Annotated in this window: 10 protein-coding genes and 1 tRNA gene; 2 read left to right on the top strand and 9 right to left on the bottom strand. The window is 46.5% G+C overall.

Annotated elements, in window-relative coordinates; all coding sequences use genetic code 11:
* Positions 1-49: 49 nt before the first annotated feature.
* The 3 genes from holA to leuS form a co-directional block, all read right to left on the bottom strand.
* Positions 50-1069, bottom strand: coding sequence for a DNA polymerase III subunit delta (gene holA / locus GXP65_RS17510; RefSeq protein WP_162093364.1), 1020 nt, complete (start codon positions 1067-1069; stop codon positions 50-52).
* Positions 1070-1074: 5 nt separating this feature from the next.
* Positions 1075-1632 (bottom strand): LPS assembly lipoprotein LptE, encoded by a 558-nt coding sequence (gene lptE / locus GXP65_RS17505; RefSeq protein WP_005425837.1) that lies wholly within the window; start codon positions 1630-1632, stop codon positions 1075-1077.
* 171 nt (positions 1633-1803) lie between these two features.
* Positions 1804-4377 (bottom strand): leucine--tRNA ligase, encoded by a 2574-nt coding sequence (gene leuS / locus GXP65_RS17500; RefSeq protein ID WP_162093363.1) that lies wholly within the window; start codon positions 4375-4377, stop codon positions 1804-1806.
* 155 nt (positions 4378-4532) lie between these two features.
* Here leuS and GXP65_RS17495 point away from each other — a divergent pair, with 155 nt between their 5' ends.
* Positions 4533-5003 (top strand): zinc ribbon-containing protein, encoded by a 471-nt coding sequence (locus GXP65_RS17495; protein WP_005447499.1) that lies wholly within the window; start codon positions 4533-4535, stop codon positions 5001-5003.
* A gap of 50 nt (positions 5004-5053) precedes the next feature.
* On the opposite strand, the gene lnt is transcribed toward GXP65_RS17495, so the two are convergent.
* The 5 genes from lnt to miaB all read right to left on the bottom strand — a co-directional run bounded on the left by lnt (position 5054) and on the right by miaB (position 10680).
* Positions 5054-6574 carry an apolipoprotein N-acyltransferase gene (gene lnt / locus GXP65_RS17490; protein WP_162093362.1) on the bottom strand — a complete coding sequence of 507 codons (1521 nt, stop codon included), beginning with the start codon at positions 6572-6574 and terminating at the stop codon, positions 5054-5056.
* A 37-nt stretch (positions 6575-6611) separates the two neighbouring features.
* Complete coding sequence (gene corC, locus GXP65_RS17485; RefSeq protein WP_005425551.1) at positions 6612-7511, bottom strand: CNNM family magnesium/cobalt transport protein CorC; 900 nt, start codon at positions 7509-7511, stop codon at positions 6612-6614.
* Between the two features lie 106 nt (positions 7512-7617).
* The gene (gene ybeY / locus GXP65_RS17480; RefSeq protein WP_162093361.1) at positions 7618-8082 is read right to left on the bottom strand and encodes an rRNA maturation RNase YbeY; all 465 of its coding nucleotides are present in this window, start codon (positions 8080-8082) and stop codon (positions 7618-7620) included.
* A 2-nt stretch (positions 8083-8084) separates the two neighbouring features.
* Positions 8085-9182: a PhoH family protein gene (locus tag GXP65_RS17475; protein ID WP_005438593.1), complete on the bottom strand. Its 1098-nt coding sequence runs from the start codon at positions 9180-9182 to the stop codon at positions 8085-8087.
* A gap of 73 nt (positions 9183-9255) precedes the next feature.
* Positions 9256-10680, bottom strand: coding sequence for a tRNA (N6-isopentenyl adenosine(37)-C2)-methylthiotransferase MiaB (gene miaB / locus GXP65_RS17470; protein ID WP_010446468.1), 1425 nt, complete (start codon positions 10678-10680; stop codon positions 9256-9258).
* A 258-nt stretch (positions 10681-10938) separates the two neighbouring features.
* Here miaB and GXP65_RS17465 point away from each other — a divergent pair, with 258 nt between their 5' ends.
* Positions 10939-12114 carry a 2-octaprenyl-3-methyl-6-methoxy-1,4-benzoquinol hydroxylase gene (locus GXP65_RS17465; RefSeq protein ID WP_162093360.1) on the top strand — a complete coding sequence of 392 codons (1176 nt, stop codon included), beginning with the start codon at positions 10939-10941 and terminating at the stop codon, positions 12112-12114.
* A 153-nt stretch (positions 12115-12267) separates the two neighbouring features.
* Here the strand turns inward: GXP65_RS17465 and GXP65_RS17460 are convergent.
* Positions 12268-12352: transfer RNA gene (locus GXP65_RS17460), tRNA-Leu, on the bottom strand.
* Positions 12353-12354: the final 2 nt, after the last annotated feature.

The raw sequence follows: 12354 nt of genomic DNA, 5'->3' as shown, positions 1-12354 counted from the left end.
TGAATAATGGTTATCAAAACTGGTCGCGCACTATATCACGCTTTGAATTTTAAATTGCCAGCTTAATATCAGGAGAGCAGGTTTCTAAGCTCAACTGGTGGATCGTTGGCCACACAGATTCATCATATTGGGTTTTGGCTTTTATCTCGGCGTGCGCCAAAAGAGACAAAAGTGCACAAATTCGTGAGGCTGACAGACGAGTCAGCGCAGCATTGTAGAGTGGGCGTTTGTTTTGCCACACTCGATGCTTTTCAAACACCTGACTCATACCCATTTGGGTCAAGTCGCGGTGCATATTCAGTAGTTGGTTGAACTCTTTTTGGATGCTACGGATCAGAATAACGGTTTCTACGCCTTCTGCTTCCAGTTGGCGCAGAATGCGCTGGGCACGGTTGCCTTTGCCTGCAAGCAGAGCATCAATCCAGTGGAACGTTGTAAAGTGGTTATGGCGACTCAGAGCTTCTTCTAAGCGTACAACGGTCAGTTCACCATCAGGGTAGAGTAGAGCAAGTTTCTCTAAACTTTGCGATAGCGCGAACAAATTACCTTCGTGCCACTGTGCCAACATTTGCAGTGATTGTTGATCAGCTTTTAGCCCTAAAGCTCGGCAACGTGCTTGAACAAACATAGGAAGACGCTGTAAATCTGGCGTTAAGCAGCTTACCCAATCGCCTTTGCCGCTCAGAGCTTTAAACCACTTTGCGTTCTCTTGCGCTTTGGTCAGCTTGCTACCTACAACCACAAGCATGATGTCGTCGTGCAGCATTTCGCATAGGTTGACCAGCTCTTTACTGATCGCTGCGTTAGCTCCTACCTCTGGCAGCTCCAGTTCAATGAGCTGACGGCTAGAGAATAGGCTTAGCGCTTGGAAGCAATCGTACACTTGATTCCAATCTAAGCTGGCATCGACAGCAAAACGGTGTCTTTCTTCAAAGCCTTGTTGGCGAGCCATGTTTTGGATCGTTTGACGGCTTTCTTGAATCAACAGAGGTTCATTACCAAAGATCAGGTAAACCTGCTTAATGTGTTTCGCTAGATGGTCAGCCAGCTTGTCGGCAAAAATTCGCATTCTGATTAAGAGTTTGTGTTCGTAGAGTTAGCGTTTGTCGCTTCAGGAGCAACGTGGCCTTGTTCGTATTCAGCACGAACCCGACCTAGTTGGCGCATCATTTGGCCAGCCGCTTGTTGACGCATTTCATCTTCGATAACGTCACGTTCTACTGATTTCGCTAGTGCAGTTAGCGGGTTATCTAGGTAGTTACGGTTAACGGTGGTCGTGAAATCTTTTGCACCGAAGCCAGGGATCGTCACTCGGTATTTCACCACGTAAGTCAGCTCTTTTTCTGCTGCTCGACTGTTTTGGTAAAGCGACAGCGTACGCTCGTCAATGGTCGCTTCACTAAGGTGTAGGTTCGGAGTATTTGATGACGGTTTTACTAAATCGACCTTGTTCAATTCAAGTTGAGCGCGGATGTAACGCGTCAATGGGCTGTATTCATCATAGCTAGTGAAAGACATGGTGTGGAGTTCTTCCGGAACGGAGTACTCGCCACGAAGGTGAAAACCACAGGCAGAAAGAAGCCCCGCTAATACCAAAACCACTGGTAGTTTAATCAAAGAGAAAAAGCGCATTGATTGTATTCATCCTAAATTGAAGGGGTTATTTACCTTAAACCACTCGACGTGAATGGTTTGAGGTAAATAAACAGGGTGATGACTCACCCTGTTAAAAGACTCATGCAGAACGAATAAGTTCGCTCGGCGTTGAGTTTTTGCAAGCTGCGTTTCGTTAATAGCGAGAGGCTAGTTTGCAACGATGTTCAATAGTTTACCTGGTACGTAAATGACTTTACGGATAGTTAGACCATCTAGGAACTTCTTCGCGTTCTCATCGTTTAGACCAAGCTCACGAACTTGTTCTTCTGACGCGTCAGCAGCAACAATTAGTTTCGCACGTAGCTTACCGTTGATCATTACAACGATAGTCTTCTCGTCTTCAACCAGTGCTTTCTCGTCAAACGTTGGCCAAACTGCGTTATCGATGTCTGATTCACCTAGCGCAGTCCATAGCTCGTATGAGATGTGCGGAGTGATTGGGTAAAGCATTGCAACTACGGCTTTAAGTGCTTCATCAAGGATCGCACGATCTTGTGCTGACTCTTGAGGCGCTTTCGCAAGCTTGTTCATCAGTTCCATGATAGCGGCAATCGCAGTGTTGAATGTTTGACGACGAGCGATATCGTCAGTCACTTTTGCGATTGTTTTGTGAACGTCGCGACGTAGCGCTTTTTGGTCACCAGAAAGTGCAGCTGTATCAACAGACTCAGCAGCGCCTTTTGAAGCGTGAGTGTTAACCAGTTTCCAAACACGTTTCAGGAAGCGGTTAGCACCTTCTACGCCAGACTCTTGCCACTCAAGCGTCATGTCTGCTGGTGAAGCAAACATCATGAATAGACGTACTGTGTCTGCACCGTACTTATCTACCATCTCTTGAGGGTCGATACCGTTGTTTTTCGACTTAGACATTTTGATCATGCCTGAGTGTGTAACATCGCGGCCTTCAGTGTCTTTCGCAGAAGTGATGCGGCCTTTACCGTCACGCTCAACAGCAACATCTGTTGGTGCAACCCACTCTTTACCGCCTTTCTCGTTCTCGAAGTAGAACGCATCTGCTAGTACCATGCCTTGACACAGTAGTTGCTTGAACGGTTCGTCAGACGTTACGTAGCCAGCATCACGTAGTAGTTTGTGGAAGAAGCGAGAGTACAGTAGGTGCATACAAGCGTGCTCAATACCACCGATGTACTGGTCTACTGGTAGCCAGTAGTTTGCTTTTTCTGGATCTAGGATGTCGTCAGCTTGTGGTGAACAGTAACGCGCGTAGTACCAAGAAGATTCCATGAACGTGTCGAACGTATCTGTCTCACGTAGAGCAGGTTCGCCGTTGAAGGTTGTCTTCGCCCACTCTTTGTCTGCTTTGATTGGGCTTGTTACGCCGTCCATTACCACATCTTCTGGAAGAATGACTGGTAGTTGGTCAGCTGGTACTGGGTGAACTTCACCGTCTTCAGTCGTTACCATAGGGATTGGAGCACCCCAGTAACGTTGACGAGATACGCCCCAGTCACGTAGACGGAAGTTAACTGTCTTAGTGCCTTTGCCTTCTGCTTCTAGCTTCGCTGCGATTGCATCGAACGCCGCTTGGAATTCTAGACCGTCGAATTCACCTGAATCGAACAGTACACCTTTCTCTGTGTATGCCGCTTCAGAGATGTCTAGCTCGCTGCCATCAACTGGCTTGATAACAGGCACGATGTCTAGACCGTACTTAGTTGCGAACTCGAAGTCACGTTGGTCGTGCGCAGGTACTGCCATTACAGCGCCTGTACCGTAGTCCATCAGTACGAAGTTTGCTACGTAAACAGGAACTTCACGGCCGTTCAATGGGTGAATAGCAGTAAGGCCAGTCGCCATACCTTTCTTCTCCATTGTCGCAAGTTCAGCTTCTGCTACTTTGGTGTTCTTACACTCTTCGATGAACGCAGCAAGTTCTGGGTTGTTCTCAGCCGCGATAGTCGCTAGAGGGTGACCTGCAGCGATACCAACGTAAGTGACGCCCATTAGCGTGTCTGGACGTGTTGTGTAAACTTCTAGGTCTTGTTGACCCTTGACTTCAAACTTGAGCTCAACACCTTCAGAACGGCCGATCCAGTTGCGCTGCATGGTTTTCACCATTTCTGGCCAACCTTCAAGTTTGTCTAGATCGTCCAGCAACTCTTGAGCGTATTCTGTGATCTTAATGAACCACTGAGGAATTTCTTTTTGCTCTACTGGAGTGTCACAACGCCAGCAGCAGCCATCTTCAACCTGCTCGTTCGCAAGAACAGTTTGGTCGTTTGGACACCAGTTAACAGAAGAAGTCTTTTTGTAAACCAGCCCTTTCTCGTAAAGCTTAGTGAAGAACTCTTGTTCCCAACGGTAGTACTCAGGTGTACATGTTGCGAATTCACGGTTCCAATCGTAACCAAAGCCAAGAAGCTTAAGTTGGTTCTTCATGTATTCGATGTTTTCGTAAGTCCATGGTGCAGGTGCAGTGCTGTTTTTCACTGCTGCGTTTTCTGCAGGTAGACCAAATGCATCCCAACCGATTGGTTGCATTACGTTTTTGCCTTGTAGGCGTTGGAAACGAGATACTACGTCACCGATGGTGTAGTTGCGCACGTGACCCATGTGCAGTCGACCACTTGGGTATGGGAACATGGATAGACAGTAGAATTTTTCTTTATTTGGGTCTTCACTTACAACAAAGGTCTTGTTGTCATCCCAGTGCTTTTGAACTTTCTGTTCAAGGTCTTGTGGATTGTATTGTTCTTGCATCGATGGTATCCGGTTATCTTGGAATTTGTGAGTTCGGTTAGAACAGACTTAAATAGATCGTCATAGAATACCTAAAGCTAGGGATCACAACAATAGCCAATCTGTACCCATACGCCTTGAAGTGGTGCTTGGTAGTAGAAAGATGGAGGTCAGTTATGCCTAAACGTAAAGCAGGTTACGAGGAAATGCTCGAGGATGTGATTGAAACCTTGAAGCACAGTCCGGATGAAGTTAACAAAGTATTCGAAACGTCGGGCAAAGTGGTGGATGCTGCCAACGACATGACCAAAGACGAGCTCTCACTGATATCAGCTTATGTCAAAGCCGATTTAAAAGAGTTTTCTGATAGCTATGAAGAAGGTAAGAGTGGACCCTTCTATCTCACAATTGCCGATTCCGTTTGGCAAGGTTTGCTCGAAATTACAGACCGAACCAAAGTGGAGTGGGTTGAACTGTTTGATGACTTAGAACATCAAGGTCTTTATGAGGCGGGAGAGGTGATTGGACTTGGCACATTGGTCTGCGATGAATGTGGTCATAAGACGACATATAACCACCCAACTGTGATCATTCCATGCATTAAGTGCAATCATACTGGCTTTAGTCGTCAGTCTCTCAAGCCATAAGAACAGCTTTAACAAACGTAAAAAAAGAGGCCCAAGCGCCTCTTTTTCACTTATGACTTTTTCTTCCTTGATAACCACCAAGCCAACATCAAACTTAATCCAGCCCAAATATACAGAGGCCAAGTGCCGACGATGCGATACGGAGTTTGACCATCGGTAGGAACAAGTTCTGCGCGAAGCACTGCGGTTTCAAATTGAGGGATTTGTTCAATCACCTTACCTTTATGGTCGGTCACTGCGGTTACGCCATTGTTGGTCGAACGAATAAGTGGCTTACCCAGCTCTAGAGCACGCATTCGAGCGATTTCCATGTGCTGTAGTGGACCAATTGAATGACCGAACCAAGCGTCGTTAGAAAGCGTTAGAATGAAATCAGTATCGTCGGTCACGTTCTGACGAACTTGTTCGCTGAAGATGATTTCATAACACAGTGCAGGATCCATGTGCTTTCCATTCGCCACGATGTTTGGCTGAATAAAATCGCCACGGCTGAAGGAAGACATTGGCAAGTTGAAGAATGGTGCAAGTGGGCGCAATACGTCTTCAAACGGCACGAACTCACCAAACGGAAGTAAGTGGTGCTTGTGGTAGCGCTTGTCCATATCAAAGCTGTAATCACCGTATGGATTTACACCCAGCGATAAAATGCTGTTGTAGAATTGACCGTCTTTTCCTTGGTTTACCACACCCGTAATAATGGCGCTGTTGTTCATTTTCGCCGCAGTATCGATGTTTCTCAAGAACGACGGGACTTCAATTTCAAATGCAGGAATGGCAGCCTCTGGCCATACGATGATGTCAGCATCCCAGTTCTCACGAGTGAGGTCTGCGTATTTCATGATGGTTGGCCAGCGTTGGCTCGGTAGCCATTTTAGGTTCTGGTCAACGTTACCTTGGATCAGCGCTACTTTGGTTGTGTCTTCAATGCGAGGAGTTACCCAATCGTATTGGCGAATACCAAAGCCTGCACTTAACAGTACCGCAGGGATGATGATCATTAACCATTGCTTGTGAATCCAAGCATACGCCAATGCACCAGCACTGATCATGATGAACAGTGTTAGTAGTTCTACACCACCGATGGGTGCAAAGCTGGCAAATGGTGCGTCAATTTGACTATAGCCAAGCCATAGCCAAGGGAAACCTGTCATAACCCAGCCACGTAGCCAGTCGGTCACTAGCCATAATGCAGGAGCAGCAAGCAATGCTTTGCTCAGGGTAAATTCAGGGAAAAACTTGTTAGCGAGCCACGCAAATAAGCCGGTGTATATGGATAGGTAGGCGATTAACAAGCCCATGAGGAATAGGTTTGCAATCAGCGGCATGCCGCCAAAGCCTGCAATGCTAACGTAAACCCAGCTTACTCCTGTCGCAAATTGCCCTAAACCCCATGAATAACCGATCCAAAGCGCACGCCTAGGTGATTGGTCTGCAAGAAGAATAAGTAGGATAGCAGGGCTAAGTATGGCAAGCGGCCATAGCTGATAAGGAGCAAATGCTAGGGTAGTGGAGGCGCCAACAAAAGCGGCCACGAAGGGCCGCTTGAGGCGATGAAAGAGTACATTCATCATTTTATTTTTCTGATATTCCCGATGTTAGGGTATCGCGTTACTCTTGAGTGGCTTCAACCAGCTTTTCTTCGTCTGGAATCGTCACTTGAAGTTGAATGACACGACGGTTGTCGGCTGCCGTTACTTTGAAGCTGTATGCTTCAATATCCACGACTTCGCCACGCGATGGTAGGTGACCAAAAGCAGTCATTACCATGCCGCCAACGGTATCCACTTCTTCATCACTGAAGTTGGTACCGAATGTCTCATTAAACTCTTCAATGGTTGTCAGAGCTCTGACAGCAAACGTGTGTTTGCTCAGCTTACGGATATCGGTTTCTTCATCATCATCGAACTCATCTTCAATATCCCCTACGATTTCTTCAAGGATATCTTCGATAGTTACAAGACCAGAAACACCGCCGAATTCATCGACAACAATCGCCATGTGATAACGTTCTTCACGGAATTCTTTTAGCAGGCGGTCTACACGTTTACTTTCCGGTACTACGACTGCTGGTCGAATCACTTCTTCGATATCAAATGGGTTACTGCCTGAGCCCAAGTATTTGAGTAAGTCCTTCGCTAGTAGAATGCCTTCCACATGGTCTTTATCTTCGCTGATCACAGGGTAGCGAGAGTGTTGAGCATCAGTGATCAGTGCGATCAAAGTATCAAGATCGTCTGTGCGCTCGACAGTAACCATTTGCGAACGCGGGATCATGATGTCACGCACGCGCATTTCGGAGATTTCCATTACACCTTCAAGCATGTCGCGGGTGTCGTGGTCAATCAGGTCATTGATTTCAGAGTCGCGGATCACATCCACAAGCTCTTGGCGGTCTTTTGGTTCGCCTTGAAATAGTTGACCTAGACGTTCAAAGAAGGACTTTCTACTCGGACCTTCTGCCTTTTCTTTCTTGCCTTCATTAGAAGAGGGAGAATTATCTTCGTTCATTGTTTCTCAATTAAGTAACGCTATCAGATGTGTGATAGCTCACATAGAAAGACGAGTACGAGATGGTTATCTGGGTAGTTCGCCTTTCCCTGTCGAGCAACCAAAGCTACTCTTTTTCAGCAATATATGGGTCTTCATAACCCATACCTTGCATGATTTCTGTCTCGAGGGATTCCATCTCTTCAGCTTCATCATCCTCGATATGGTCATAACCTAGCAGATGCAAGCTGCCATGTACAACCATATGCGCCCAATGTGCTAGTAGAGGCTTGTTCTGCTCTACTGCCTCTTTTTCAACGACTTGGCGACAGATAATCAAATCGCCCAGTAGGTCCATTTCCATACCCGGTGGTACTTCGAATGGGAAAGACAGCACATTGGTCGGCTTGGCTTTACCACGGTATTCGTGGTTTAGCTCGTGACTTTCTTGCTCGTCGACAATACGAATCGTCAGTTCCGCTTGTGGTTGGAAAAGAGAAATAGTCTTATCTAGCCACAATTGGAAATCTTGCTCAGAAGGTAAGCCTTCTTCATTTTCGACTGCCAGTTGCAAATCAAGTTCAATTGCCATGGTTATTCCTTAGTCGCCGCGACTTGTGCACTCAGTTCTGCTTTGGCTGCTTCTAGCAGTTTGGCATCACGTTCTTCACGACGGCGTTTTTCAAACTCTTTACGTTCTTTCTGGTCTTGCGCTTCCCACTTCTCATAAGCGTTAACGATACGAGCAACCACTGGGTGGCGCACTACGTCGTCAGCTTGGAAGAAGTTAAAGCTGATGTCGTCAACTTCGCTCAGTACTTCAATTGCATGACGAAGACCCGATTTTGCACCACGAGGCAAGTCAATCTGTGTCACGTCACCAGTGATAACTGCACGAGAGTTGAAGCCGATACGCGTTAGGAACATCTTCATCTGCTCGACGGTGGTGTTTTGGCTCTCATCAAGAATGATGAAGGCGTCGTTTAGAGTACGGCCACGCATGTAAGCAAGAGGTGCTACCTCAATCACGTTACGTTCAATCAGCTTTTCTACGCGCTCAAAGCCCAGCATTTCAAATAGGGCATCGTACAGAGGACGTAGGTAAGGGTCGACTTTCTGGCTCAAATCACCAGGTAGGAAGCCCAGTTTCTCGCCCGCTTCAACCGCAGGACGAGTTAATAGAATACGACGGATCTCTTGGCGCTCTAGTGCGTCAACGGCTGCTGCAACCGCTAGGTAAGTTTTACCTGTACCTGCAGGGCCGATACCGAAAGTGATATCGTGCGTCACCATGTTCATCAGGTATTGACCCTGATTTGGTGTGCGAGGCTTGATCACGCCTTTCTTGGTTTTTACGAAGACTTCTTTACCGTGTTCGATGTTCGACTCGGTATTTTGCTCCAGCACACCTGATTCTTTGATCGCCAGATGGATCTGCTCTGGTTCGATATCAGGCGTTTCGCCGCGGACAGGAGCGGTGTCTACATAAAGGGTTTTCAGAATATCCAGCGCAGCTGCTGCGGTATGAGGTTTACCGACAATGGTGAAAAGGTCGCTACGGTGGTTAATTTCAACGCCTAGACGACGTTCTAAATGCTTGATGTTGTCATCGAATGGACCGCACAGGCTTGCTAGTCGGCGGTTGTCTGAAGGTTCTAGATTGATTTCTAGCGTTACGATTTTATTGCTCAATGTTGCCTCTCATTTTATGCCACTTAACGAGAGCCTGATAACGACCAGGCTCTCAATGGCTATTTGTACGAGCTTATGGCGTAAAAGTAGCTACACCTAGCTCATCTTCGCGACGTGTTTTCGCCATCATTTGCGTTGGTGAAATCACACTACGAAGGTCCATGTCTTTTTCTGTACGCACTAGCTCACCACGTAGTGAGTTAGCAAATACGTCCGTAATCTTCACGTCAACGAATTGACCAATTAGGTCTGCGCTACCTTCAAAGTTTACTACACGGTTGTTTTCTGTACGAGCGCGTAGCTCCATTAGGTTCTTCTTAGAAGGACCTTCAACCAGAACGCGTTGCTCAGTGTCTAGCATTTGACGAGAGTAGCGCATTGCTTGCGTGTTTACTGTTTGTTGTAGCTCGTATAGACGCTCTTTCTTCACTTGCTCTGATAGGTCACAAGGGTAATCTGCCGCTGGCGTACCTGGACGTGGAGAGAAGATGAAGCTGAAGCTCATGTCAAAGTCTACGTCTTTGATTAGCTTCATTGTGTCTTGGAAATCTTTGTCTGTTTCACCAGGGAAACCAACGATAAAGTCTGAACTGATTTGGATATCAGGACGTGCTTTACGCAGTTTACGGATGATCGACTTGTACTCAATCCCAGTGTGAGGACGTTTCATCATAGTCAGCACTCGGTCACTACCACTTTGTACTGGTAGGTGAAGGAAGCTCACTAGCTCAGGTGTGTCTTCGTATACTGCGATGATGTCATCAGTAAACTCTAATGGGTGGCTTGTTGTAAAGCGGATACGATCAATACCATCGATAGACGCAACCAAACGAAGCAGTTCTGCAAATGAACAGATCTCACCGTCGTGCATAGGACCACGGTATGCGTTTACGTTTTGACCTAGTAGGTTTACTTCACGTACGCCTTGATCTGCTAGTTGTGCGATTTCGAACAGTACGTCATCCATTGGACGGCTTACTTCTTCACCACGAGTGTACGGTACTACACAGTAAGTACAGTACTTAGAACAGCCTTCCATAATAGAAACGAATGCCGTTGCACCTTCAGCACGAGGCTCTGGTAGACGGTCAAACTTTTCGATTTCTGGGAATGAAATGTCCATTACTGGTGCTTCATCCGATTGAGATTGTTTAATCATCTCAGGAAGACGGTGAAGAGTTTGTGGACCAAAAATTACGTCAACGTATGGAGCACGCTGACGGATGTGATCACCTTCTTGAGTTGCTACACAACCACCTACGCCGATAACTACGCCAGGTTTTTTATCTTTTAGTGTCTTCCAACGACCAAGCTGGTGGAAAACTTTCTCTTGCGCTTTTTCACGGATCGAACAGGTGTTAAGTAGAAGTACGTCTGCTTCCTCTGGCTCTTCGGTCAGCTCATAGCCGTTTGCAGCATTAAGCAGGTCGGCCATTTTTGATGAATCGTATTCGTTCATCTGGCAGCCCCAGGTTTTAATTAGCAGTTTCTTACTCATCTCACTTTCGCTCGTTCAGTTGTACTTAAATCGGAGAGCTATTGCTCAAATTATAGCCGCCATCTCGGCGGTAAGCGGCGTATTGTACTGCTTTAAAAAGCACCTGACTAGTGATCTGACGAATTCTCTGCAAACCCTGATGAAATCTAGTTTTTTGCCCTATATACAGCAAGGTTTTTTGTTAAACAATTTTGTAAAAATAGCCATGGAACGTACAATTAAAAAACGCCAATTAATCAATATGATGAAGAGCAAAAAATGAACAAGTATGACATCGCCGTAATCGGTGGCGGCATGGTCGGGGCAGCGGTGGCTGTTGGGTTTGCCAAGCAAGGCAGAAGCGTTGTAATGGTAGAAGGCGCAGAGCCAAAGGCGTTTGAGGCTTCTCAAGCGTTGGATATTCGCGTTTCCGCGATTTCTCATCAGTCGGTGAAGCTACTTGATTCATTAGGTGCATGGTCCGCGATTGAAAGCATGCGTGTGTGCCCTTATCGTCGTTTGGAAACGTGGGAACATCCTGAGTGCCGTACTCGTTTTCACTCTGATGAACTGTCATTGGAGCAGTTAGGATATATTGTTGAAAACCGTCTAATCCAACTGGGGCTTTGGCAAACTTTCGCACAATACGACAACTTAACGGTGATGTGCCCAGAGCGATTGAAAGATATTCAATTTGCCGAAGTAAACTGTGTAACGCTAGAAAGCGGCGAGCAGTTTGAAGCTAATTGGGTGATTGGTGCCGATGGCGCGAACTCAAAAGTTCGTCAATTGGCGGGTATTGGTGTAACCGCATGGGATTACCGTCAACACTGCATGTTGATCAACGTAAAAACCGAACTCCCTCAACAAGACATCACTTGGCAGCAATTTACTCCCTCAGGTCCACGTTCGTTCTTGCCGTTATGTTCACTAACTGAGGATGGTAAAGAAGTCGGGCAGGGGTCGCTGGTGTGGTATGACTCGCCAAAACGCATTAAACAATTGTGTGCGATGACGAAACCTCAGTTAAAAGAGGAGATCCTACGTCATTTCCCTGCTGAGTTAGGCGATATTGAAGTTTTACAATTTGGCTCATTCCCACTCACTCGTCGCCATGCCCAAAGCTATTCAAACAAGAATTGCGTGTTAGTGGGGGATTCTGCTCATACAATCAACCCACTTGCTGGGCAAGGCGTGAATCTTGGCTTCAAAGATGTTGATGTTCTGCTTTCAGTGACGGATCAGCAAGAGCAACTTAATGATTCATTACTCGCCAAGTATGAGCGCGCTCGTCGACCAGATAACTTGCTAATGCAAACGGGCATGGATGTGTTCTACAAAGGCTTTAGTAATGATTTAGGGCCACTGAAGTTCGCTCGTAATGCGGCATTAAAGTTGGCGGAAAACTCAGGGCCGATTAAAGCACAAGTATTGAAGTACGCATTGGGTATGTAAGTCTGGATACCCTTAAGCGTCAGGTAGAAAAGTAATAGATAGAAAAAAAGCGAGCCATGAGCTCGCTTTTTTAATTCGATAAATCAGAGATCTACCGAGTCCAGAATCGGAAAAAGAAAAAACCCAGCAAATTAATGCTGGGTTTTTCAATCATGGTGCGGTCGGAGAGACTTGAACTCTCACACCTTGCGGCGCCAGAACCTAAATCTGGTGCGTCTACCAATTCCGCCACGACCGCAT

Source organism: Vibrio sp. LB10LO1 (assembly GCF_010092875.1).
Lineage (GTDB): Bacteria > Pseudomonadota > Gammaproteobacteria > Enterobacterales > Vibrionaceae > Vibrio > Vibrio campbellii.
Note: the sequence above shows the minus strand (reverse complement) of the source record. Positions and strands in the feature narration are given on the sequence as shown.